Consider the following 24,126-nt stretch of genomic DNA (forward strand, 5'->3'; position numbering starts at 1 on the left):
GTCAACCCCGCATTCGCTCTCCCTGCGGGTCGAACAGCGGCAGGCGGTTGATGCGCGCCGGGCGGCGCTCGCCGAGGATTTCGATCGCGAACAGTCCTTCGCGCTCGTCCGTCGAAAGTTCCGCCGGCACATAGCCCTGGGCCAGCGATTCTTGCACGAAGTGGCCGTAGCCGCCCGATGTCACCCAGCCGACGACGCGCCACTCCCCGTCTTCAATGCCGCCGCCGGCGCTGGCGGGCACGGCCTCGCCGGTGCGCGTGAAGCGTGGCGCGCCGAAGCCGTGCGGCCTTTCCACCGTGCCGAAATCCTTTGCCCCGACCCGCGCCCAGATCGGCTCGTCGCCCATCACATCGGCATCCAGCGCATCGACGACGAAGGAGACGCGGGCAAGCTTCGCTCCCTCCGCCCGTTCCCTGGCCGCTGCCTCCCGGCCGATGAAATCGCCCTTGTCGAGCCTGACGAAGCGCTCCATCCCCGCCTCGAAGGGACCGTAGATGGGCCGCAGCTCGCGGAACCAGGTGGGGAAGTTCTTCTCCAGCCGCATGCACAGCAGCGCCCGCATGCCGAAATCGGCAATGCCGAATTCGGCCCCTGCCTCCTTGATCGCCAGATAGATGCGCCGCTGATAGGCGGGCTGCATCCATATCTCATAGCCGAGGTCGCCGGTGTAGGTGAGGCGGCCCACCATGGCCGGCGCGCCGGCAACCGCCATCTCGCGGAAGTCCATGAAGCGGAAGGCATCGCCGGACACGTCCTCGTCCACCAGCCTCTCCAGCACCGCCCGCGCGTGCGGTCCGGCAATCGAAAGGCCGACCAGCGTCTGGTCGAAGCGGTGGATGCGCACAGAGCCATCCTCGGGCAGATGTCGCTCGAACCAGCGCATATGGTAGATCTGCGCGGCCGATGATCCCCACAGCATGAAGCGCCCGGCCTCGATACAGGCGATGGTGAAATCGCCGATGATCCTGCCCGTCTCGTTGAGCATGGGCGACAGTGCGATGCGGCCGGCCCGCGGCAGGCGATTGGTCATAAGCCGGTCGAGAAAATCCTTCGCACCCGGTCCTGAGACCTCGTATTTGGCGAAATTGGCGATTTCGGTAACGCCGACGCGCTCGCGCACCGCGCGCACCTCCGCGCCGACATGGCGAAAGTCGTTGGAGCGGCGGAAGGAGACGATATCTTCGGCCTTTTCGCCCTCGGGCGCGAACCACAGTGGCGTCTCCAGGCCCCAGGAGTCGCCCATCACCGCGTTGTTGTCGCGCACCATGATGTCGTAGAGCGGTGTGGTCTGCGCCGGCCTTGCGGCAGGCAGCTCCTCGTTGGGAAAGCGGATGGAAAAGCGCCGCGCGTAGTTCTCACGCACCTTGGCGTTGGTGTAGCGCAGCGTCGCCCATTCGCCGAAGCGGGCGACATCCATGCCCCAGACATCGAAGCCCGGATCGCCGTCCACCATCCAGTTGGACAGCGCCAGCCCCACGCCGCCGCCCTGGGAGAAGCCGGCCATTACCGCGCAGGCCACCCAGAAGTTGGTAAGCCCGCGCACCGGCCCCACCAGCGGGTTGCCGTCAGGCGCAAAGGTGAAGGGGCCGTTGATGATCTGCTTGATGCCGGCATTCTGAAGCGCCGGGAAATGGCGGAAGCCCGTCTCCAGCGAAGGGGCTATGCGGTCTATATCGGGGGGCAGCAGCTCGTGGCCAAAGTCCCAGGGGGTTTCCCGGGGCGACCATGGCCGGCAGGCCTTTTCATAGGTGCCGAGCAGGATTCCGTCGCGCTCCTGCCGGGTGTAGATCTCGCCCTTGAAGTCGATGACACCAACGAGCTCGCGCCCGGTCTCGCGGTTGAACGCCGCCACCTCCGGCATCGGTTCGGTGAGCAGATACATGTGCTCCATGGCGAGCAAGGGCAGCTCCAGCCCCACCATGCGGCCCACCTCGCGCGCCCACAGGCCGCCGCAATTGACCACGTGCTCGGCCTTCACCGTGCCTTTCTCGGTCACCACGTTCCAGGTGCCGTCCGGTTCCTGGGAAAGCTCCACCACCCGGTTTCTGAGCACGATCTCGGCACCCAGCTTGCGCGCCGCCCGGGCATAGGCATGGGTGGTGCCGGAGGGGTCGAGATGGCCCTCCACAGGGTCCCACAGCGCGCCGACGAAATTCGTCTCGTCCATCAGCGGGAACATGGCCTTGGCTTCTGAAGGGGTGATCAGCTCCGTCTGCATGCCGAGATAGCGGCCCTTGGCATGGACGAGACGCAGAAAGTCCATGCGCTCCGGCGTGTCGGCCATCATCACGCCGCCCGTCAGGTGCAGCCCGCAGGGCTGGCCGGAAAGCGCCTCGATCTCCTTGTAAAGCTGCACCGTATAGGCCTGCAGCTTGGCAACGTTGGGGTCGCCGTTGAGCGTGTGAAAGCCACCTGCCGCATGCCAGGAGGAGCCGGAGGTGAGCTCGGAACGCTCGATCAGCAGAACGTCGTTCCAGCCGGCGCGCGCCAGATGATAGAGCACCGAACAGCCCACCACGCCACCACCAATCACAACAACTTTTGCATGAGATTTCATCGGGTTATGCCCCCTCGTGCAGAAATTGATTCATAGATCTGAGACATTGATTCAAGTTCGCCGGCTGGCGCGGCGCGCCCTCTCAATAATCCGTCGGTGCGCCACCCTCGCGGATGCGGCGTTCGACGAAGTCGTCCAGTTCCTCGCGGATGGCGGCGTCCATGGGCGGCGGCTCGTAGGCGGCGAGCCGCGCCTTCCACAGCCGATTGGCGTGCTCCATGGCGGTGGGGCTGCCCGCCTGAGTCCAGGTCTCGTAGTTGCGCCAGTCGGAGATGAGGGGGGCGTAGAAGGCGTCCCTGTAGCGTGCCTGGGTGTGGGGGGAGCCGAAGAAATGGCCGCCGGGGCCCACCTCGCGAATCGCCTCCACCGCCAGCGCGTCCTCGCTCAGGTCGAGAGGGGCCAGAAACTCCGCCACCATCTGGAGAAGATCGATGTCGAGCATCATCTTCTCGTAGGAGCAGACGAGCCCTCCTTCCAGCCAGCCGGCCGCATGCTTGACGAAATTCGCGCCGCCGTGGATGCAGCCCCACAGCGAGAACACGCTTTCATAGGCCGCTTGGGCATCCACCGTGTTGGCCGCGCACACATTGGAGCTGCGATAGGGAATCCCGTAGCGCCGGGCAAGCTGGCCGCCGACGATCTGCGCCTTCATGTATTCCGGCGTGCCGAAGGCCGGAGCGCCGGAGCGCATGTCCACATTGGACGTGAAGCCGCCATAGCCCACCGGGGCGCCTTTTCTGACCATCTGCGAGAAGGCGATGGCGGCCAGCGCCTCGGCGTTCTGCTCCACCAGAGCGCCGGCCACGGTGACGGGCGCCATGGCGCCCGCCAGCGTGAAGGGGGTGACGATGATCGCCTGCCCGTGGGTCGCCATCTGGATGATGCCTTCCATCATCGGCACGTCGAGCTTCAGCGGCGAGTTGGTGTTGATGACGGTGAAGCAGGAAGGCTCGTCGCGGAACTGCTCGGGGCTGACACCGCGCACGATGCGGGCGATCTCGATGCCGTCCTGGTTGCGCTCCCTGCCCAGGGAGTAGATGTGAAAGCACTTGTCGGTGAGCGTGACGATGTCGCGCAGGCATTCCAGGTGCCGGATGCCGGGGTGAATGTCCACCGGCTCGACGGGATAGCCGCCCAGGCAATGGATGATGTTGTGCATCTGGGCAAGCTTCACGAAATTGCGGAAATCCGCCTGGTTTCCCGGCCGCCGGCCGTTGTCGGCGTCGGAACAGTTGGGTGCGGAGGCGATCTGCGCGAAAATGATGCTGTCGCCGCCCATGGAGAGGTTGTGCGCGGGATTGCGTGCGAAAACCGTATACTCCGACGGGCAATGGGCGATGAACTCCATCACCAGCGCGGCGTCGAAATGCACCCGCTGGGTGTCATCGCGCACATCCGCGCCGTGGCGGCGCATGATGGCGCGTGCCTCGTCGTGCAGCACCTCGATGCCGATTTCCTCCAGCACCCTGAGGGAGGCGAGGTGAATCGCTTCCAGCTCGTCGTCGGAGATGAGCCGCGTCGGCGGGAAGGGCACGCGCAGCCGGCGGAAGGGAGGCTGGCTGAAGGGGCCGTCACCGCCTCGCTTCGCCGCGTTGGCGGCACGTCCGCCGCGGCGTGTGCGGCCTAGCTCCTGTTTCGCCTCGGCGGCGGTCCCGGGGATGGTCATGAGATGCCTCGCTGTGCGTTGCAACCGCAGGCATCATGGCGTCTTGCGGGCCGTGCCAACAACGATGCGGCGACTGAAAGCGCAAGAGAAGCGACATTCCGGCAGGTCGGATATGCGAAACCGCGCCCTCCGGTCGGAGAAACGCGGTTTTGAAAGACATTCGCAGTGCCGCCCGCAGGCGGGGCGGCGGTCCGCTCCGGTACGCGAGACCTTTTCCGGAGCCGGGGAGGACCCTCATGTCCGCCGCGTTTCGTTTTAGGCGGACATTGTTACCGGGAGGTTATTAAGTGCTTGCGCAATTCTTAATCGGGCGATTTTTTACCCGGCTCAGGTTGTTCACCCGCCGGTCTTTCCGCGCAGGAACTCGATGATGCCGGAGAAGTCCCTGCCGCCATTGCCCATGGCCTCGAACAGGGCATAGAGCTGCGCGGCCTCGGCGCCGAGCGGCGTGGCGGCCCCGACGGCCTGGGCGGCTTCCTGCGCAAGGCGCAGATCCTTGAGCATCAGGCTTGCGGCAAAGCCCGGCTGATAGCCGCGATTGGCGGGCGAGGCGGGCACAGGCCCCGGCACCGGGCAATAGCTGGTCAGCGACCAGCACTGGCCCGAGGAGGTGGAGGCGACATCGAACAGCGCCTGGTGCGACAGGCCCAGCTTTTCGGCCAGCACGAAGGCCTCGCCGACGCCGATCATGGAAATGCCGAGGATCATGTTGTTGCAGATCTTGGCCGCCTGGCCGGCGCCGCCATCGCCGCAGTGCACGATACGGCCGGCCATCGGGTCGAGGATGGGCTGCGCCCTGCCGAACGCCTCCTGATTACCGCCTGCCATGAAGGTGAGCGTGCCGGCCTCGGCGCCGCTCACACCGCCGGAAACCGGTGCATCGACGCTGAGGTGCCCGTGCTCGGCGGCGATGGCGTGCGCCTTGCGGGCTGAGGCCACGTCGATGGTGGAGGAATCGATGAAAAGCGTGCCTCTGGCGGCGCGCGGCGCGATGTCGGCATAGACCGAGAGCACGTGGCTACCGGCGGGCAGCATGGTGATCACGGCCTCCGCGCCGTCCAGCGTCTCGGCAGCGCTTTCTGCTGCCAGCACGCCACGGTCGGCCGCCTTTTTCAGATTGTCCGCCACCAGGTCGAAACCGCGCACCGTGTGGCCGGCCCTGACCAGATTGGCCGCCATGGGGTTGCCCATGTTGCCGAGGCCGATGAATGCGATCCTCGCCATGTCCTCCTCCTTCCGGCGGGCTCAGCGCCCTACCAGATGTCGCGCGATGATGACGCGCATGATCTCGTTGGTGCCCTCCAGGATCTGGTGCACACGCAGGTCCCGCACCAGCTTCTCCAGGCCGTAGTCGTGCAGATAGCCATAACCGCCGTGAAGCTGCAGCGCCTGGTTGGCGACCTCGAAACAGGCATCGGTCACGAACCGCTTTGCCATGGCCGACCATTTCGTGGCGTCGGGCGCGCCGGCATCGAGCCTGGCCGCCGCGGTGTAGAGAAGGGTGCGTGCGGCCGCCAGGTTCGTCTCCATGTCGGCCAGTTTGAACTGCAGCGCCTGAAAGCGGTTGAGCGGCTGGCCGAAGGCTGCCCGCTCGCCCGCATAGGCCAGCGCCTTCTCATGCGCTGCCTGCGCGCCGCCGAGCGAGCAGGCAGCGATGTTGAGCCTGCCCCCGTCAAGGCCCGCCATGGCGATGCGGAAGCCTTCGCCTTCCCCGCCCAGCAGGTTTTCGGCCGGCACGCGGCAGTCCTCGAGAATCACCTGCCGTGTGGGCTGCATGCGCCAGCCCATCTTCTTCTCCAGGGGGCCGAAGGAAAGGCCCGGCGTATCTGCGGGCACCAGAAAGGCGGAAATGCCCTTCGCTCCCTCCTCGCCGGTGCGGGCCATGACCACATAGATGTCGGAGGCGCCAGCACCCGAGATGAACTGCTTGACGCCGGTGAGCACGTAGTCGCCGCCCGATTTCACCGCCCTGGTGCGCAGGGCAGCCGCATCGGAGCCGGAGCCAGGCTCGGTCAGGCAATAGCTGGCGAGCCACTCCATGGATGTGAGCCTGGGCAGGAAGCGCTCGCGGCATGCTTCGTTGCCGAAGGTATCGACCATCCAGGCAGCCATGTTGTGGATGGAGATGAAGGAGGAGAAGCCGGGGCAGGCGGCGGCCAGCGCCTCGAAGATCAGAACGGCCTCCAGCCTGCCCAGCCCCGAACCGCCGGCCTCCTCCGTGCAGCAGATGCCGCCGAAGCCGAGCGGCGCCGTGCGGCGGATCACGTCGAGCGGAAAATGCTGCTCCCGGTCCCAGCCCAGCGCGAAGGGAGCCACATTCTCCGCGGCAAAGCTGCGCGTCATCTCTCTTATCGCGCGCTGCTCCGCGCTGAGGCTGAACGGCCCCGCACCTTCCTCGGTGAGCTCCATGCTCTGCTCCCGGCACTTTCTCCTTGTCTGGGGAAGAGTAGCGCATTGGAGGGCGCGCGCAACGGGCCGATCGAGGTGCGGCTGTCGAAGAAGGGGCTGAATGGACATAAATATTCCAGCGGGAGGGAACTCTTTTGGCGGTCGGGGATTTTGGTCATGATGCCCTGTGCTCGCCACCTTGCGCCGGCTCGGGATGCGGGATAATGGCCGTGATGATGCCGACGAATTCCGAAAGCCCCGCAGGGGCCCGCCCGCCGCAACCGACCGAACTGGCCGGCGACGTTCTTCTGCTTCTGCGTCTGGTGCTGAAGGATGGCGAAATGAACGCGGCCGCCGAGGGCGTTCTGCGCCGCGTGGCCTGGCGGGCGTTCGCCATCGACGCGGCTGCCTTCGAGACGTTTCTGCCGGCCTTCCGTCTTCATGGCGAGAAGGGGGCAGACCGGCTGCGCGCCGCCCTGCGCGCCCGGCCGAAGGGCGAGCGCCGGCTGCTTGCCGCGGCGCTGGCGGCAGCGGCGCTGAAGGATGATGCGCTGGTGCTGCGGGAGGAGCGGTTGCGCGCACGCACGGCGGCCATTCTCGACCTGGGAGAAGACGAGACGGGCTGAGGCGGCCTGGCCGCAAGGTGGAGCACGCGCCCGGTTTCCCGGTGTGGACGCTTGTAGGGAACAAGGCCCGGCAGCCACGGACGGATTGCGAGGGCGTGTTCGGCGTCCCCCGCGTCGGCCTACAGCATTTTACAGCCAGATGGAATCATCTGGTGTCGCACAAATGCGGCAAAAACAAAGAGATGGACCGGATCAGCGTTGAAACGATGAACCGGTCTAGCCGGCGGACGCGCGCGCCAGGCGTCTTTGCAGGGCGCGTTCGAGGTCCGGTGCGGCAGCCACCAGCGCCCGGGCGGGCTGCGTGCGCGGCTGGTCGAGCACGGCCCGGGCAGGGCCGGCCTCCACGATCCTTCCCTCATGCATCACCATCACATGGTCGGCGACGGCGCGCGCAACCGTCAGGTCATGGGTGATGAACAGATAGGCGAGCCCCAGCCTGCGATTGAGATCGGCGAACAGGTCGAGGATCTGGGCGCGGATCGACACGTCCAGCGCCGAAACCGGCTCGTCGGCGACGATCAGCTTCGGCCTGGTGATGATGGCGCGGGCGATGGAGATGCGCTGGCGCTGGCCGCCGGAGAACTCGTGCGGGTATTTCTCCATGTCGGCGGCGGCGAGTCCCACCTGCTCCAGCGCCTCGGCCACGAGGGCGCGCCGGCGCCGCCTGTCGGGCCTTTCGTCCAGAAGATGCAGCGGCTCGGCCACCAGCCGCTCCACCCGGTGGCGGGGGTCGAAGGAGCCATAGGGATCCTGGAACACCACCTGCATGTGGCGGCGCACGGGGCGCAGCGCCTCCTCACCCTTGTCCTGAAGCGTCATTCCCTGAAAGCGGATGGTGCCGCCGGTCGGCCGGTCGAGCGCCAGGATCATGCGGGCGAGCGTGGATTTTCCGCAGCCCGACCGGCCAACCAGCGCCACCGTCTGACCGGGCTGCAGCGCGAAGGTGACGTTATCGACGGCGCGAATGCTCTGTCTTCGCGAAAGGAGCGAGCGGCGGGGGAGGGGATAGTCGCGTGTCACCCCTTCCACCTGCAGCAGCGCTTCGCCGTCGCTCTCGCGCAGCGCCGCCGCGCGGGCCGGCACATGGGTGGAGGCTTCGGCAAGCTGGCGGGTGTAGGGATGCCTGCGTTGAGTGAGCGCGGCCGCCGTCTCTCCCGCTTCCATCACCCTGCCATGGCGCAGAACGGTGATCCTGTCGGCCATCTCGGCCACCACCGCCAGATCGTGCGAGATGAGAAGCAGGCTCATGCGATCCTCCTCGACCAGGCTGCGCAGCAGATCGAGGATCTGCGCCTGCAGCACCACGTCGAGCGCCGTCGTCGGCTCGTCGGCGATGAGCAGCTTCGGCTTGAGGGCGCAGGCGATGGCGATGACCACGCGCTGGCGCTGGCCGCCGGAAAGCTGGTGTGGATAGCGGGACAGCGGAAACTGCCTTTCCGGCAGGCCGACGCGCTCCAGCATGGCGCGGGCGCGCGCCTCGGCGTCTGCCCGGTTGGCGCCGGTGTGCCAGCGAATACCCTCCGCCACCTGCTCGCCGATGGTCTTGACCGGGTTGAGTGCGGTCATCGGCTCCTGAAACACCATGCCGATGTCATCTCCGCGCAGCCGGCACATAGCGGCCTCCGGCGCGGAGAGGATGTCGATGCCGCCGAAGCGGATGCGCCCGGAGGCGCGGGCAGCGTGCGGCAGAAGCTTCATCACAGCAAGCGCCGTCATCGACTTGCCGGAACCGGATTCGCCTACCAGCCCCATCACCTGACCCTCTTCGATGGCAAGGTCGATGTCCTGCAGGATCGGCGTCCGGCCGATCGAAAGCGACAGCTTCTCGATCTCCAGAAGGCTCATCGTTCGCGCCTTATCCGCGGGTCGAGCACGTCGCGCAGCCCGTCGCCCAGAAGGTTCAGGCCCAAGACGGTGATGACGATGGCAAGACCGGGGAAGAGGGCGAGATGCGGGGCGACCGCCATGCGGGTCTGCGCATCGAAGAGCATCCTCCCCCAGGAGGGCATGGGCGGCTGGGCGCCGAGGCCGAGATAGGAAAGCCCTGCCTCGGCCAGGATGCCGAGGGCAAACTGGATGGTGCCCTGCACCAGAAGCAGGCTGGCAATGTTGGGCAGGATGTGCTCGACGGTGATGAGGACCGCGCCCTTGCCGGCTGCGCGGGCCGCCAGAACGAACTCGCGCGGCCACAGCGACAGCGCGCCGGCGCGCGCCACACGCGCAAAGACGGGCACGTTGAAGATGCCGATGGCGATGATGGCATTGACGGCGCCGGGGCCGAAAATCGCGGTGATCATCACCGCCGTCAAAAGGGCGGGGAAGGCGAAGACCACATCGTTGACGCGCATCAGCGCCTCGTCCGCCCAGCCGCCACGCGCGGCCGCCAGCGCGCCCAGCGGAACGCCGAGCCCCATGCCGATTCCCACCGCCACGATGGCCACGGCGATGGAGTTGCGCGCGCCGATCATGATCATGGAAAGGATGTCGCGGCCCATATGGTCGGTGCCGAAGGGATGGGCGAGGGAAAGGCCCTGCATGCGCTCGGCCACCGCAAGGCGCGTGATGTCGTAGGGGGTCCAGAAAAAAGAGACGAGCGCCATCGCCGCTACAAGTCCGGTGATAACGAGCCCCACCAGAAAGGAACGATTGGCAAGCGCCTTGGCCAGCACATGGCGTTCCGGCACCGGCGTGAAGGTCGAATCGAGGCTCATCGGCTGCTCCTCAGCCGCGGATCGACGACGGCATAGCAGATGTCGACCAGGAGATTGATGAGCACGATGGCGGCGACCAGCAGCATCACCACCCCCTCGACCACGATCAGGTCCCGCTGGCTGATGGCCTGGAAGACGAGCCGGCCGAGCCCCGGCAGATAAAAGACATTCTCGATGATGATGGTGCCGGCCAGAAGAAAGGCGAATTGCAGGCCGAGGATGGTGAGCACCGGGATCATGGCATTGCGCAGCCCGTGCCGCCACAGCACCTTGCGGCGTGGCAGGCCCTTGGCACGGGCGGTGCGGATGTAGTCCTCCCCCAGGACCTCCAGCATCGCCGAGCGGGTGACGCGGGCGAGGATGGCCGCCTGCGGCAGGGCCAGCGAGACGGCGGGCAGCAGAAGCGCCTTCACGCCCTGCCACAGCCCGTCCAGGCCCACGCCCCAGCCGGAGAAGCCGCCCGCCGGCAGCAGGCGCAGGCCCACCGCGAAGACATAGACCAGCAGCATGGCGAACCAGAAATTGGGGATCGCCACCCCCACCTGGGCAAGCCCCATGGCCAGCGTGTCGGAAGGCCGTCCATGCCGGGCGGCGGCATAGATGCCGACGGGAATGGCGATTGCCGTGGAGAGGGCCAGCGCCATGAGGGCGAGCGGCAGCGAGACGGCCAGGCGTTCCGCCACCAGCGCGAGCACCGGAGAGGAGTAGGTGTAGGAGCGGCCGAAGTCGCCCCTTGCCATGCCGAACAGCCAGTCGAGATAGCGCAGCGCCACCGGCCGGTCGAGACCCATCTCGGTGCGCAGCGCGTGAAGCGCTTCCGGGCTTGCGTTCATGCCGAGCATGATGCGCGCCGGATCGCCCGGCAGCACTTCCAGCACGAAGAAGACGACGAGAGAGGCCGCCAGAAGGGTGAGCAGGCCGACCGCGAGCCGCTTGAGGACAAAGGCAGTCATGGGAGGCGTCTTGCGGTCCGATTGTCGCCGTCACGGCCGTTCGCCGTCCCGCCGCATGCCCCGGTTCTTTCGCGCCGGCGCGAGCGGGCTGGCCGTAATGGGGCTTTGGACCGCATGGGAGCGCCGACGATCTTCTATTCCGTCCACCGCACCTTGGTCAGGTCGTTGGCCTGAATGGGCGCGTTCTCCCAAAGTCCTTCGAGCCGCGCGTCCCAGACCCCGGTCTTGGGAAGCTGGAACAGGAAGCCGTTCACGGCATCCTCGGCGATGATGCGCTGCGCGGTCTGATACAGCGTCTTGCGCTTTTCGGGGTCGGAGGTCGTCTCCAGCTCGTCCATCACCGCGTCGAAGGCCGGGTTGTCGTAGTTGAAGTAATAGTCGTCGCGGGCATAGATGTTGATGTCGTTGGGCTCGGTGTGGGAGACGATGGTCAGGTCATAATCCTTGTTGGTGAAGACCTGCTCCAGCCATTGGGCCCATTCCACCGGGATGATCTCCAGCTCGATGCCGACCTGGCGAAGCTGGGAGGCGACGATCTCCCCGCCCTGGCGCGCATAGGCGGGCGGCGGCAGCTTCAAGGTGGCGGAAAAGCCGTTCGCAAGGCCGGCCTCGGCCAGAAGCGCCTTTGCCTTCTCCGGGTCATGGGCATAGGTGTCCGTCAGGTCGATATAGGCCTCGTTTGCCGGCGAGAAGTGCGAGCCGATGGGCACGCCATTGCCGGCGGAAGCGCCGAGGATGATCTCCTCGCGGTCGAGCGCATGGGCGATGGCCTGGCGCACCTTCAAGTTGTCGAACGGCGCCTTGCCGTTGTTGATGGCCAGGATCGTTTCCCCCTCGGTGGCACCGATCATCACGGTGAAGCGCGGATCGGCCTCGATCTGCGGCAGCGCGTCGCCGGCCTGCAGGTTGGGGAAGGCGTGCACGTCGCCCGAAAGAAGCGCGGCCACGGAGGCGGCGGCATCAGGGATGAAGCGGAATTCGGCCGTCTCCAGCGTCACCGGCTCTCCCCAGTAATTCTCGTATCTGGAGATGGTGACCGAGGAGCCCCTGGCCCAGTTGTCGAACCGGAAGGGGCCGGTGCCCACCGGCTTTTCCTTGTTTGTCGGGGCCGATTCGGGCGCCACGATCACCGCATCGCCCCATCCCATGTTGTAGAGGAAGGAACCCTGCGGATGTCCGAGCGTCACCTTCACCGTCGCGGGGTCGACAACCTCCACCGTCTCGATGGCGGAGAACAGCCCCTTCTGCGCATTGGTCGAATCCTCGGCGCGGGCCCGGTCGAGGGAGAACTTCACGTCCTGTGCGTCGAAGGCGGTTCCGTCGTGAAAGGTCACGCCCTCGCGCAGGTGGAAGGTATAGGTCAGCCCATCCTGCGAGACCTCCCAGCGTTCGGCAAGCGCGGGCTGCACCTCGCCGTTGGGGCCGATGCGGGTCAGCCCCTCGAACACGTTGGCATAGACGATTTCGTCGATGGCCGCGGCCGCCCCCGCCGTGGGGTCGAGATGCGGCGGCTCCAGCACGACGCCGAGAACCAGGTCGCTTCGCGCGCCGATGGCCGCGCTACCGGATGTCAGGAAAAGCGCCGCCGCGCCGAGCATCGTGGCCAGTGTCTTCATGCCGTACCTCCCATTGTTGGGTCGCGATTGAAGCGCGAATCGAGAAGCGAGTAAATTGCCTTCATGCTGCCGCATGCAGGAGCGCGTCGAGGCTGGCGGCCATCACCTTCGCCGATTCTGCCATGTCCTCGATCCCCACCCACTCGTCCGGCCGGTGGGCGAGGTCCAGGATGCCGGGGCCATAGGCCACGCAATCATGGAGATGGCCGAAGCGGACGACGTGCTTCTGATCGTAGGTGCCCGGCGAGATCACATATTCCGGCTCCCTGCCGAAGACGGCGCGGATGGCGCCGGCAAGCGCGGTCGGCACCGGTGCGTCGCGCTCGGTCATCAGGGGCAGCACCTCCATCAGGTCACGGATTTCGTAGTCGAAGCGCGGGCGCCTGCGCTTCAGCCGCTCCAGGATGGCGATCACCTCGCTCTTCACCTCGGCAATGTCTTCCTCGATGAGGAAGCGGCGGTCGATCACGAGCCGGCAGGAATGGGCGACATTGGGGGAGGGCAGCCCGGGGAAGAAATCCTCCGTCTGGCCGCCATGGATGGAGTTGATGTTCAGGGTGGAGCGGCGCGCCTCCTCCGGCACCACCGGCATGCGCGTCTGCTTCCTGTCGAGGGCGGGAAAAAGCTCTTCCTCGAAGGCGGCGAGGACCGCACCCATGTGGCGGATCGCCGAGTCGCCCAGGAACGGCATGGAACCATGGGCGATCGTTCCCCGCGTCTCGATCTGCGCCCACCACACGCCGCGATGGCCGAGGCATATGCGGTCCTTGTTGAGCGGCTCGGGAATGATGACATGGTCGACGCGCGGCCGGGAGAAGAAGCCCTGCCTGGCCAGATGCGCAACGCCCCCATAGCCGCCCGATTCCTCGTCGGCCGTGCCGGAGATCTCGACGGCGCCGGGGAAGGTGGGGTGGACGGCCAGAAACGCCTCCACCGCGATGATGGAGGCGGCCAGGCCGCCCTTCATGTCGCAGGCGCCGCGGCCGAACACCTTGCCGTCGCGGACGACGCCGGCAAAGGGATCGAGCGTCCAGCCGTCTCCGGCCTCCACCACGTCGATATGCGAGTTGAAATGCACGGTGGGGCCGGGTCGTCCGCCCTCGCGGCGTGCCACCACATTGGTGCGCGGATAGCGGTCGCAGTCTCCGGGCGCGCCCTCGCCGCGAATGAGCCGGGTCTCGAAGCCGCGGGCGGCAAGCCGCCTGGCAATATATTCCGCGCATGGCGTATAGGCTTCGCCCGGCGGGTTCACCGTCGGAAAGCGGATCAGATCGACGGTGAGGGCTGCGAGTTCCTCGATGCGCTCGTCCACGGCGCGCAGCAGTCTTTCATCCATGGCGGCCATTGAGCCGGGAAATGCCTGGCTTGGCAAGATGCCCGCATTCCCGTCTTTTCCCGCTGAGGTTTGCAAATCCCGCCGTTTTCGCGTGTACTTTCCCCTGGGTGCTCTGGGGAGGAGGCTCGAAGACAGGGGGGAATATCATGAAACGGGTGTTTCTGGCCGTCGCGGCGATGGCCGTGATCACGTGGGCGCTTGCCGGCGAAGGCCGGGCGGCGACGCTTGAAGCCAGGGTCAGCATATCGCGGCAGGAGATGACGGTGACACATCGCGGCCGCGTGCTCCACCGCTGGCCCGTTTCCACCGCGCGCAAGGGCTACGTCACGCCGCGCGGGCGCTGGCGGCCGACGCGCATGCACCGCATGTGGCACTCGCGCAAATACGACATGGCGCCGATGCCCCATTCCATCTTCTACTACCGCGGCTACGCCATCCACGGCACCGATGCGGTCGGCAAGCTTGGCCGGCCCGCCTCGCATGGCTGCGTGAGGCTGCATCCCGACAACGCGGCCAGGCTGTTCTCGCTCGTCAGGCAGGTGGGGCCCGCCGCCACGCGCATCGTCGTGGTGGATTGAGGCGCTTCAGCGCCTGGGATTGCTGAGCTCCCAGCGGCGGTGGAACCACATCCACTGGCCGGGATTGGCGCGCACCCATTCCTCCACCACGTCGTTGAGCTGCTGGGCCATTTTCTCCACGTCCACCGCGCCGGTCCCGTCGCGCGGCAGGTCGAGCTTCTCGCCCACTTCGAGGCGAAAGCGGCCTCCGGGCAGGCGGATGCAATGGGCAGGGTAGACATCGCAGTCATACTGGCGGGCAAGCTTCGGCACCAGCGGGCTCGTTTCGCAGAGCCGGTCGAAGAAGCGGGTGCGCACACCGCGCCGGAATTTTTGGTCGACCAGCGCGCCGATGTTGCCGCCTTCCTCCAGCACGCGGGCAAGCTGCAGTGCGGCGCCGGCGCGTGAGGGCAGAAGCCCGCCCATGGTGGCGCTGCGCGTGCGATGGATGTAGTCGGCGATATAGGGATTGTTTGGCGGGCGGAAGAGGGCGGTCACATCGAGCCCGAAGGTCGCCGCCGCGATCGGCAGGAACTCGAAATTGCCGATATGGGCAGTGAAGAAGATGTGCGGCTTGTCCTCCGCGCGCACGCGCTTGAAGATCTCGATGCCGCAGACCTCGACGCGGCCGGGCTCCGGCGCCTCGGGATCGAAGTCGAACAGCCTGTCGAGAAAGACGTATTCGACCGAAAGCCGCGCCATGTTGGCCCACATGTCGGAGGCGATGGCCTCGATCTCTTCTTCCGATTTTTCGGGATAGGCCCGGCGCAGATTGTCGAGCGCCACGCGGTGGCGGCCGACCAGCGGGCCGATGCGGCGGGCAACGCGCTCAGCGAAGTTCAGCGCGCGGTCGGGCGGCAGGCGGCGCAGAAGCGCCAGGAGGGCGAGCGAAACCTGCGCCGTCAGCCAGTGCTCGACAGTCTTCAGCCGGCGGCCGAATGTCGCGAGAAGCCTTTTCATGCCGCGTTACCGAACGCGCAGGATGATCTTGCCGAAGACGTCGCGGCCTTCCATGCGGCTGAGCGCCGTGCCGATCTCCTCAAAACCCACTTCCGTGTCGATGACCGGGGTGACCAGTCCGGCAGCCATTTTCTGCATGGCGTCGGCCATGTTCTGCATCCGGCAGCCGAAGGAGCCGAAGATCTTCAACTGCTGCTGGAAGAGCTGCATCAGGTTCATGTTCGTCGATACGCCGGAGGTGGAGCCGCAGGTCACGAGCCGGCCGCCGCGCCGCAGCGACAGCATCGAGCCCGCCCAGGTATCCGCGCCCACATGCTCGAAGACCACGTCCACGCCGCGCTTCCTGGTGATCTTGCGCACCGCGCCCTCGAAGCGCTCCTCGCGGTAGTTGATGACGTGGTCGGCGCCCAGCGCGCGGGCCTTTTCCGCCTTGTCCGGCGAGCCGACGGTGGTGATGACGGTGCAGCCGATGCGTTTTGCAAGCTGGATTGCGGCCGATCCGATGCCGGAACCGCCGGCATGGACAAGGATCGTCTCGCCCGGCTCCAGCCGCGCATTGTCGAAGAGCATGTGCTCCACCGTGCCGAAGGTGACAGGGGCGACCGCCGCGCCGATCGCGTCCACACCGGGCGGTGCGGGCACCAGAAGCCGCGCCGGCATGTTGATCCTCTCCTGCGCGAAGCCGTCCAGATGAAAGCCGTGCACGCCGCCCACATGCTCGCACAGATTGTCGCGCCCCTCCCGGCAGGGGCGGCACAGGCCGCAGGTGCGCGCGCCATAGATGGAGACAAGCTGGCCGGGCGCGAGCCCCGCCACGCCGGGTCCTACCGCGTCAACCTCGCCCGATGCCTCGGCCCCCACCACCAGCGGCAGTTGGCGCTTGGCAAAGGCCATGCCGCGCCAGCCCCACACATCGATGTGGTTCAGCGCCACCGCCGCAATGCGCACCGTCACCTCGCCATGGCCGGGCGGCGGCGGCGGCGGAATGTCGGCGATTTCGAGCTTGCGGTCGGCGATGAGCTGCAATGCGCGCATGGATCAGGTTCTCGGCAAGTAGCGAATAGGGAGTAGCGAATAGCGAATAGGAGAAAGCTCTGCGATCGGCAAACCTGCAGGCGTCGAATCCACCATTCGCCACCTCTTATTCGCTATTGGCTTCTTTGTCCGGCCTCCCTCGCCATCACCAGGCAGGTGTTCTGTCCGCCGAAGCCGAAGGAGTTGGAAAGGACCGTTGCCACCTCCGCCTCGCGCTTCACATTCGGCACGACGTCGAGTTCGATGGCGGGATCGGGAATCTCGTAGTTGATGGTGGGGGGAATGACCCCCTCGCGCATGGTGAGGATGGAGAACACCGCCTCCACCGCGCCGGCGGCCGAGAGCGTGTGCCCGATCATGGATTTGTTGGAGGATATGGGAATGGTCGGCATGCGCTCGCCGAAGACGGTTGACAGCGACAGGTGCTCCATCTTGTCGTTTTCCGGCGTCGAGGTGCCGTGGGCATTGATGTAGTCGATCTCGTCCTCCGCCAGGCCGGCGTCGGCAAGGGCCGCGCGCACGGCGGCGATGGCGGGCGAGCCGTCGGGCTTGGAGCGGGTGCGGTGAAAGTCGTCCGCCCGCTCGCCGCATCCCAGCATGATGCCCAGGACCTCGGCACCGCGCGACAGCGCGCTTTCCAGCGATTCGAGCACCATCGCGCCCGCGCCTTCGGCCAGCACAAAGCCGCTGCGGTCCTTGGAGAAGGGCTTTGAGGCCTTTTCCGGGATGTCGTTCTGCGTGGTCAGTGCCGAAAGCAAGGAGAAGCGGATCAGCGCCTCGGCCGTGGCCGAACCGTCGGCGCCGATGGCCAGCGCTCGCTCGCATTCGCCGCGACGGATCGCCTCCATGCCGAGCTGGATGGCCGTGGCGCCGGAGGCGCAGGCCGTGGACAATGTGATGGGCAGGCCGCGCGTGCCATATTTTTCCGCCAGCCGGTCGGCGATGGTGGCAAACTGGCTCTCGTCGAAGAGCTCCCGGTCGCCGGCCTCGCGCGCCGCCTCGATGAGGCTGCGCCAGTCGCCGCCGCGTCGCGATTGCGCATAAAGGCGCAGGCGGTGATGCCAATCAAGCTCGACGGGCGGGGCGGCCAGGAACAGCGGGCCGCGAAAGTCGGTCTTCGGCAGGCCGGCCTCGCCCACCGCCTCGCTGGCCGCGAGATCGGCCAGTGCGAAGGTGAGGGCGCTGGCGCCGCGCCGGCTTTCGGGCAGGAAGTCGACCGTTCCGGCAATCCTTGTGGCCAGATGGTCGGTGGGAAAACGCGTGATGGGATGGATGCCCGAGCGCCCGCTGGTCAGCGCCATCCAGTTCTCCGCCTTGCCCTGGCCGAGCGAGGTGATCACGCCCATGCCGGTGACGGCGACGAGGGGCCTTCCGAAGCTGTCAGTTGTCTTCATGGCTCTCTTCCTCAGGCCTGCACCACGAGCCCGATGCCTTCGAAGCAGTTGTAGCCAACGGCCGTCGCCAGCGCGGCCGAAGGGGCGGCTTCGACAGGTGGCTCGCCTTCCGCGAATGGCGGATAGGCCGCTCCATGGTGTATGGCGAGTGCCGCGAGCGCAACCGCGAAGGGAAACTGCGCCTCCTTCATGTGCCCGGTGAGGGAGGAGAAGCCGCGCAGGGCGATGGTCCTGCGCGCACCGAGCGCCGCCTTCTCGGCCCGCGTCGCCTCATGCGCGCCGGAGGCGCCGGAAAGGGCGAGCAGCGGCGCGTCGCTGCGGGCAAGCTGGTCCACCATCTCTCCCAGGGCGTCCTGCAGGCCGTTGCCGCTCCGCCTTGCCCGGCCAGAGACGACCGGCCCCAGGGCCGCATAGGGGGGGCGCCCGCGCTTCTCCGCGTGTTCGCGCGATTCCAGCACCAGAAAGGCCGCGCCCGAGCCGGTGATCACCCCGCCGCCATCCTCGGGCCGGCGCTGCCAGACGGGCGACCAGCCACCCCGCTGCAGATAGCGGCCGAGCTCGTAGGCCAGCAGCATGTCGGGGTGCTCGGTCTGGAAGGCGCCTCCCACAAGAACCAGGCTCGACTGGCCGGCGCGGATGCGCGCGGCGGCCGTCTCCACGGCGGCCACGCCGGCACCTTCCTCGCCCATGAAGGTGCGCGAGGAGCCCGTGACCTTGTGAACGATGGAGATGTTGCCGGCCAGCAGGTTGGAAAGCTGGGCCAGGAAGAGGGTGGGCCGCAGCTCTGTGGTCAGCTTCTCGTTGAGGAGCACGTCATGATCGTTGCGGGCGAGCGAAGCGTCGAGGATGCCCTGATCCACCTCGATGTCGCGCTCGCCGCCGCCGGCGGCCACCACCATGTCGGTGGCGGCGCACAGCGCCTCGTCTTCCTTCAGTCCGGCATCGTCCAGCGCCAGCCCCGCCGTAAAGGTGCCCAGCCGCTGCCAGGTCTCCATCTGGCGCTGGTCTCCGCGCCGGGGGATCTGGGTGCTCCAGTCGATGTCCGGCAAGGGATGCACGGTATAGGGAGCGAAGCGTGCGTCATCGACCACCGGCTGCGGCGCCTTCGCCGTCAGCGCCTGCCAATGCGCCTCGGCACCAAGGCCCAGCGAGGAAACAACGCCGATCCCGGTGATGACAACGTCCTTCGGGTTCATGTCGCCTCGCTGCTGATTCGAGTGGCGGCCTGCTCAGGCGGCCTTGGCGGCGACCAGACTGTCGATCTTGGCGCACAGGTTCTTCATGACGAAATACTCCTCGGTGGAGACCTTTCCGTCATTCACTTCCTGCGTCCACTGTTCCAGCGGCACCTTGATTCCGAATTCCTTGTCGATCGCGAACACGATGTCCAGAAAGTCCAGGCTGTCGATGCCCAGATCGTCGATGGTGTGGCTTTCCGGAGTAATCTTGTCACGGTCGATCTCGCTCGTCTCGGCGATGATGTCGGCAACCTTGTCGAATGTCGTCGTCACTGCGGTTCCCTCGGTGTAGGGATTCAATTGCTGGGTATGGGCGGCTGTCTAATCGGTTTTTGACGGCAGGAAAAGGGCGAAACGCCTCTCGGTCGCCTCCTGCGGCGCGAAAAGAGCCTCACCGGAAGGTGATGCGCCCGGCCAACCCCACCGTCTCGCCTGCGCGCGACAGCACCACTGCCTCCGCCGGGCGCGGCCGCACGCCGGCTATAGCCTGGATGTTTGCCGGGTGCGTGACCATGAGCAGGTTGCCCGACCCCCGATAGGCAAGGATCCGCTCCAGCATGGCCTGGATCTGCTCCTCCGCCGCTTCCGGGTCGGCGCTGAGATCGTCGAGCGGTGCGAACGCCTCGATGGGGCTGTCGCGGAAGGCGATATCGGCGGTCTCGCGCGCCCGGCAATAGCGGCTGGTCAGCACCATCTCGATGGGGGCCGCGCGGGCGTAGAACAGCGCCCCCATGCTGCGTGCCTGCTGCCGGCCCTGGTCTGAAAGGTTGCTCTGGGTCGCGCAATTGCCCAGTTCGAGATTCGCCGGGTCCTCGCTGCCCAGCGCCAAGGCGTGGTTGACGAGCACGACCTGCCCACCATTGCGCAGCAAGGCCCAGCCCGCCTCCGTCGCCATCGCGGTGCTGGCGGCGAGGAGCATCACGAGAGCGATGGCAATGCGAAACATGCTGTCCTCCGGGCTTGGCCGACCCCTTCATATAGGAGGAGGGCGCGCAGGCAAGCAATTGCGGCCGCCTCGATTGTGTATTGCCGTGCATTGCCGCCCCCGGCGCTTGCCGTCACCCGATGGCTGCCATAAAGCGGGTGGATGTCCTCCCTTGTCGAAACCATCGCCTTCATCTTCGGACTGGTCGCGCTGGGCTATGCCGCCGGCTGGTTCGGCCTGCTGAAGCAGCAGACCGGCGATGCGCTCTCCGATTTCGCGGTCTCGGTGGCTGTTCCCCTCCTGCTGTTCAGGACCATGGCAGGGGCGGATTTCGGCGGCAGCCTGCCGCTCGGCCTGTGGGTGTCCTATTTCACCGCCGTCGCCGTCACATGGCTTGCCGGCCATCTGGTGATCGTCCATGCCTTCGGCAGGGAAAAGCGCGCCGCCGTGGTGGGCGGCCTGGCGTCGAGCTTCTCCAATCTGGTGCTGCTCGGCATCCCCTTCATGCTGGGCGTCTACGGACAGCCCGGCTTCGAGGTGCTCTCCCTCATCGTGTCGATCCACCTGCCCATCATGATCGGCACCAGCATCCTGCTGTTCGGCTGGCTGGGCGAGGGGGAGGAGGCGCGCGGCCTTGCCGGCGCGGCGGCGGACTTTGCCCGCAGCCTGGCGTCAAGCCCGCTCATCATCGGCATTGCCGCCGGGCTCCTTTGGCGCGCCGCCGGCATCGGGATGCCCTCGCTCATGGAGCGGCTGGTGGATGCGCTGGCCGACGTGGCGGGTCCCGTGGCGCTGTTCGCCATGGGGCTTGGTCTCAGGCGCTACGGCATTACAGGCAATGTGCGCCCGGCGCTGGCCGTGGCGGGGCTCAAGCTCTTCCTGATGCCGGGCATCGCCCTTGTGATGGCAAAGCTTATGGGCCTGCCGCCGATGAGCGCCAAGGTGGTGGTGGCCGCCGCGTCGTTGCCCTCCGGGGTCAACCCCTATCTGATCGCCATGCGGTTCGGCACCGGCCAGGCGATCTCGTCCAACGCGATGAGCCTCGGCACTGCCGCCGCCGTGCTGACGACGGCTTTCTGGCTGGCGGTGGCACAATGGGTGATCGGCTGAGCGGGCTTGTATTCCGCGCGGTTGCCTCTAGCTTTCGGGCAGACGGATCGAAGACAGGCGCCCGCGGCGCGAAGGAGGAAGCATGTTGAAGAAGACGAGCCATTTCATGCGCGAGGCCAACCTGATCGGCGGTGCCTGGGTGGGGGCCGATTCCGGCGCCACCATCGAGGTGGTCAACCCGGCCACGCGGCAGGTCATCGGCACGGTCCCGAAATGCGGCCGGGCGGAGACCCGGCGCGCCATCGAGGCCGCCGAGACGGCCTTCCATTCCTGGAAGAAGACCTCGGCCAACGAGCGCGCCAGGCTGCTGCGGAAGCTGCATGATGCCATCATGGACAATCAGGAGGCCCTGGCGGAGCTTCTCGTGATGGAGCAGGGCAAGCCGCTTGCCGAGGCGCGCGCCGAGGTCGGCATGTCGGCAGCCTATGTGTTGTGGTATGCCGAGGAGGGGCGGCGCGTCTATGGCGACATCGTGCCTTCGCCCTGGGCAGACCGGCGCATCCTCGTCACCAAGGAGCCGGTGGGCGTCATCGGCGCCATCACGCCGTGGAACTTTCCCTCCTCGATGCTCGCCCGCAAGCTGGGGCCGGCGCTCGCCGCCGGCTGCACGGCTGTCGCCAAGCCTGCCTCGCAGACGCCCTATTCGGGCCTTGCCTGGGGCGTTCTGGCGGAAGAGGCGGGCTTCCCCGAGGGCGTGGTGAACATCGTCACCGGCTCGGCATCCGAAATCGGCGACGAGCTCACCGAGAATCCGCTGGTGCGCAAGATCACCTTCACCGGCTCCACCGAGATCGGCAAGCTGCTCATGCAGAAGGCCGCCGGCACGGTGAAGAAGGTGTCCATGGAACTCGGCGGCAACGCGCCCTTCCTCGTCTTCGACGATGCCGATCTCGACCGCGCCGTCCAAGGCGCGGTCGCCGCGAAATACCGCAATTCCGGTCAGACCTGCGTGTGCACCAACCGGTTCTTCGTGCAGGAGGGCATCTACGACCGCTTCGTGGAGAAGCTCGTGGAGGCGATGGGCCGTCTGAAGGTGGGGCCGGGCCTCGAGGATGGCACGCAGCAGGGGCCGCTCATCGACGACAAGGCGGTGGAGAAGGTGGAGGAGCTGATCGCCGACGCCACCGCCAAGGGCGGCCGGGTGGTGGCCGGCGGCAAGCGACACGCGCTTGGCGGCACCTTCTTCGAGCCCACGGTGATCGCCGACGCCGCGCCCGATATGCGCTTCATGCAGGAGGAGATCTTCGGCCCCGTATCCCCCATCTTCCGTTTCGAGCACGAGGAAGAGGCGGTCCGGCTGGCCAACGATACGGCCTTCGGCCTTGCCTGTTATTTCTATACGGGCGATCTCGGCCGCGCTTTCCGGGTGATGGAAGGGCTGAAATACGGCCTCGTCGGCGTCAACGAGGGCATCATCACCACCGTCGAGGCCCCCTTCGGCGGCCTGAAGGAATCAGGCCTGGGCAAGGAGGGCGGCCATCAGGGCATCGAGGACTATCTCGATACCAAATATGTCTGCATCGGCGGGCTGGGGCTGTAGCGGCCCCGCCTACGCGCCGGCGAAGGCGTCGCGCAGGACGGAGAAGGGCGCGAGCGCCCCGTGCACGCGGATGACGGCGGCCGCCACCCGATGGGCGCGGGTGGCCGCCCGCCGGGGCGTGTCGCCCGCCAGACGCGCGGCGAGATAGGCGCCGTTGAAGGAGTCGCCGGCGCCCGTCGTGTCCACCGGGTCGGCAACGGCGGTGGCGGCGATGGACGCCTCCTCGCCATTCGCGCGCAGATGCGTCGCCTCCGCTCCGTTCTTGACCGCGATCTCCACGATGCCGGCCCTGGCCAGCCGCTCCGCGGTGGCCTTGGGGGTCTCGTCGCCGAAGAGTTCCGCCTCGTCGGGGAAGGTGGGCAGAGCGATGTCGGTGATCGAAAGAGCCGCCGCCACGGCTTCGCGCGCGGTCTGCGCCGAGGGCCATAGGCGCGAGCGATAGTTGGGGTCGAAGGCGATGCGGCTGCCCGCCGAACGCGCCCTGGCGAGCGCGTCGATCAGGGTTTTGCGCGCAGGCGCTTCCAGAATTGCCAAAGTGATTCCGGAAAAATAGATAAGTTCTCGTTTCTCAAGGCTTTTTTCCAGAATGGCCGGATCGTCCGCAAGGCTGCGGGCGGCCGAATCGCCGCGCCAGTAGGTAAAGGATCGCTCCGCCCCCTGAAGCGTGATGGCGTAAAGGCCGGGGCGCCGGCCGGGGATTGCCGGGCTTGCGGCGGTGCCGATGCCGTGCCGGGCGAAGAAATCCTTTTGCCCGGCGGAGAAGGGATCGTCGCCGAAGGCCGTCACATAGTCGGTGGGCAGGTCCTGCGGCACGAGTGCGCGCAGCGTCCACAGCGTGTTGAAGGTGTCGCCGGCATAGCCCATGCGCCAGGTGCTGCCGTCGCCGCCGGAAAGTTCCAGCATGCACTCGCCCACCGCCGCAACACCACCCCTTGCCATGCGCTCGCCCTTTTTCCAGAAACCGCGCTGCGCATAGCATGTTCCGGCGCGGGGGCAAATGGTGCGCGCGGCACCCGCCGCGGGTGGCGGTGCCTCATCGGTCCTTCACCGTTTCCATCGCCACGAAGGTCGAGGTGTGGGAGACGTGCGGAAGGCGGGAAATCTTCTCGCCGAGCACGCGGCGATAGGCCTGGATGTCGCGCGTGCGCACCTTCAGCAGATAGTCGAAGCTGGCGGCGATCATATGGCACTGGTCGATCTCCGGCACCGTCAGCACCGCCCTGTTGAAGGCTTCCAGCGCGTCCGAGCGTGTATCGGAAAGCGTGACCTGCACGAAGGCCACATGGCCTTCGCCCATGCGCTCGCGGTCGATGATGGCGGCATAGCCACGGATGAAGCCTTCCTTCTCCAGCCGTTTCAGCCGTGCCTGCACAGGCGTCTTTGAAAGGCCCACCCGCCTTGCCAGTTCCGCCATGGAAAGCCGGGCGTCGCGCGACAGCGCGTCGAGAATGTTGCGGTCGATACGGTCCATACGGTCCGAGTTCATAGTCATTCATAGCTCATTTGTCTTGTTT

The 24,126-nt window shown here is 66.8% G+C and carries 21 protein-coding genes; 4 read left to right on the forward strand and 17 right to left on the reverse strand.

The window, feature by feature from the left end; translation table 11 throughout:
* Position 1: 1 nt before the first annotated feature.
* The 4 genes from NYR58_RS01330 to NYR58_RS01345 form a co-directional block, all read right to left on the reverse strand.
* Positions 2-2,557: a GcvT family protein gene (locus NYR58_RS01330; protein WP_261518592.1), complete on the reverse strand. Its 2,556-nt coding sequence runs from the start codon at positions 2,555-2,557 to the stop codon at positions 2-4.
* 82 nt (positions 2,558-2,639) lie between these two features.
* A complete protein-coding gene (locus tag NYR58_RS01335; protein WP_261518593.1) occupies positions 2,640-4,223 on the reverse strand; it encodes a trimethylamine methyltransferase family protein in 1,584 nt (527 codons plus the stop codon).
* Positions 4,224-4,559: 336 nt separating this feature from the next.
* The gene (gene mmsB, locus NYR58_RS01340; RefSeq protein ID WP_261518594.1) at positions 4,560-5,447 is read right to left on the reverse strand and encodes a 3-hydroxyisobutyrate dehydrogenase; all 888 of its coding nucleotides are present in this window, start codon (positions 5,445-5,447) and stop codon (positions 4,560-4,562) included.
* Between the two features lie 21 nt (positions 5,448-5,468).
* On the reverse strand, positions 5,469-6,632 hold the full coding sequence (locus tag NYR58_RS01345) for an isobutyryl-CoA dehydrogenase (RefSeq protein ID WP_261518595.1): 1,164 nt from the start codon (positions 6,630-6,632) through the stop codon (positions 5,469-5,471).
* Between the two features lie 212 nt (positions 6,633-6,844).
* Here NYR58_RS01345 and NYR58_RS01350 point away from each other — a divergent pair, with 212 nt between their 5' ends.
* Positions 6,845-7,237, forward strand: coding sequence for a hypothetical protein (locus NYR58_RS01350; RefSeq protein WP_261518596.1), 393 nt, complete (start codon positions 6,845-6,847; stop codon positions 7,235-7,237).
* Positions 7,238-7,453: 216 nt separating this feature from the next.
* On the opposite strand, the gene NYR58_RS01355 is transcribed toward NYR58_RS01350, so the two are convergent.
* The 5 genes from NYR58_RS01355 to NYR58_RS01375 all read right to left on the reverse strand — a co-directional run bounded on the left by NYR58_RS01355 (position 7,454) and on the right by NYR58_RS01375 (position 13,853).
* Entirely contained in the window at positions 7,454-9,082 is a 1,629-nt protein-coding gene (locus tag NYR58_RS01355) for an ABC transporter ATP-binding protein (protein ID WP_261518597.1), read from the reverse strand.
* Positions 9,079-9,948 carry an ABC transporter permease gene (locus NYR58_RS01360; protein WP_261518598.1) on the reverse strand — a complete coding sequence of 290 codons (870 nt, stop codon included), beginning with the start codon at positions 9,946-9,948 and terminating at the stop codon, positions 9,079-9,081. The genes NYR58_RS01355 and NYR58_RS01360 overlap by 4 nt, the downstream gene beginning before the upstream one ends.
* Positions 9,945-10,901: an ABC transporter permease gene (locus NYR58_RS01365; RefSeq protein WP_261518600.1), complete on the reverse strand. Its 957-nt coding sequence runs from the start codon at positions 10,899-10,901 to the stop codon at positions 9,945-9,947. Before NYR58_RS01365 ends, NYR58_RS01360 begins: the two co-directional genes overlap by 4 nt.
* Positions 10,902-11,035: 134 nt before the next feature.
* On the reverse strand, positions 11,036-12,517 hold the full coding sequence (locus NYR58_RS01370; protein WP_261518601.1) for an ABC transporter substrate-binding protein: 1,482 nt from the start codon (positions 12,515-12,517) through the stop codon (positions 11,036-11,038).
* A gap of 61 nt (positions 12,518-12,578) precedes the next feature.
* A complete protein-coding gene (locus NYR58_RS01375; RefSeq protein WP_261518602.1) occupies positions 12,579-13,853 on the reverse strand; it encodes an acetylornithine deacetylase/succinyl-diaminopimelate desuccinylase family protein in 1,275 nt (424 codons plus the stop codon).
* Positions 13,854-13,999: 146 nt separating this feature from the next.
* On the opposite strand from NYR58_RS01375, the gene NYR58_RS01380 reads away from it, so the two are divergent.
* The gene (locus NYR58_RS01380) at positions 14,000-14,431 is read left to right on the forward strand and encodes a L,D-transpeptidase (protein ID WP_261518603.1); all 432 of its coding nucleotides are present in this window, start codon (positions 14,000-14,002) and stop codon (positions 14,429-14,431) included.
* A 6-nt stretch (positions 14,432-14,437) separates the two neighbouring features.
* Here the strand turns inward: NYR58_RS01380 and NYR58_RS01385 are convergent, their stop codons facing one another.
* The 6 genes from NYR58_RS01385 to NYR58_RS01410 all read right to left on the reverse strand — a co-directional run bounded on the left by NYR58_RS01385 (position 14,438) and on the right by NYR58_RS01410 (position 19,983).
* Entirely contained in the window at positions 14,438-15,370 is a 933-nt protein-coding gene (locus tag NYR58_RS01385) for a lipid A biosynthesis lauroyl acyltransferase (protein WP_261518604.1), read from the reverse strand.
* Between the two features lie 6 nt (positions 15,371-15,376).
* Entirely contained in the window at positions 15,377-16,405 is a 1,029-nt protein-coding gene (locus NYR58_RS01390) for a zinc-binding dehydrogenase (RefSeq protein ID WP_261518605.1), read from the reverse strand.
* A 113-nt stretch (positions 16,406-16,518) separates the two neighbouring features.
* Positions 16,519-17,799 carry a beta-ketoacyl-ACP synthase gene (locus tag NYR58_RS01395; RefSeq protein WP_261518606.1) on the reverse strand — a complete coding sequence of 427 codons (1,281 nt, stop codon included), beginning with the start codon at positions 17,797-17,799 and terminating at the stop codon, positions 16,519-16,521.
* A gap of 11 nt (positions 17,800-17,810) precedes the next feature.
* Positions 17,811-18,995 (reverse strand): beta-ketoacyl-ACP synthase, encoded by a 1,185-nt coding sequence (locus tag NYR58_RS01400; RefSeq protein WP_261518607.1) that lies wholly within the window; start codon positions 18,993-18,995, stop codon positions 17,811-17,813.
* Positions 18,996-19,028: 33 nt separating this feature from the next.
* Positions 19,029-19,310 carry an acyl carrier protein gene (locus NYR58_RS01405; RefSeq protein WP_261518608.1) on the reverse strand — a complete coding sequence of 94 codons (282 nt, stop codon included), beginning with the start codon at positions 19,308-19,310 and terminating at the stop codon, positions 19,029-19,031.
* A gap of 118 nt (positions 19,311-19,428) precedes the next feature.
* Positions 19,429-19,983 (reverse strand): histidine phosphatase family protein, encoded by a 555-nt coding sequence (locus tag NYR58_RS01410; protein ID WP_261518609.1) that lies wholly within the window; start codon positions 19,981-19,983, stop codon positions 19,429-19,431.
* A 141-nt stretch (positions 19,984-20,124) separates the two neighbouring features.
* On the opposite strand from NYR58_RS01410, the gene NYR58_RS01415 reads away from it, so the two are divergent.
* Together NYR58_RS01415 and NYR58_RS01420 are read left to right on the forward strand one after the other, a co-directional pair.
* A complete protein-coding gene (locus NYR58_RS01415) occupies positions 20,125-21,072 on the forward strand; it encodes an AEC family transporter (RefSeq protein WP_261518610.1) in 948 nt (315 codons plus the stop codon).
* Between the two features lie 82 nt (positions 21,073-21,154).
* Positions 21,155-22,612: an NAD-dependent succinate-semialdehyde dehydrogenase gene (locus tag NYR58_RS01420; protein WP_261518611.1), complete on the forward strand. Its 1,458-nt coding sequence runs from the start codon at positions 21,155-21,157 to the stop codon at positions 22,610-22,612.
* Between the two features lie 9 nt (positions 22,613-22,621).
* On the opposite strand, the gene NYR58_RS01425 is transcribed toward NYR58_RS01420, so the two are convergent.
* The gene (locus NYR58_RS01425; RefSeq protein WP_261518612.1) at positions 22,622-23,551 is read right to left on the reverse strand and encodes a sugar kinase; all 930 of its coding nucleotides are present in this window, start codon (positions 23,549-23,551) and stop codon (positions 22,622-22,624) included.
* Between the two features lie 94 nt (positions 23,552-23,645).
* Positions 23,646-24,098: an Lrp/AsnC ligand binding domain-containing protein gene (locus NYR58_RS01430; RefSeq protein ID WP_261518832.1), complete on the reverse strand. Its 453-nt coding sequence runs from the start codon at positions 24,096-24,098 to the stop codon at positions 23,646-23,648.
* Positions 24,099-24,126 lie beyond the last annotated feature (28 nt).

This window comes from Chelativorans intermedius (assembly GCF_025398255.1).
GTDB lineage: Bacteria > Pseudomonadota > Alphaproteobacteria > Rhizobiales > Rhizobiaceae > Chelativorans > Chelativorans intermedius.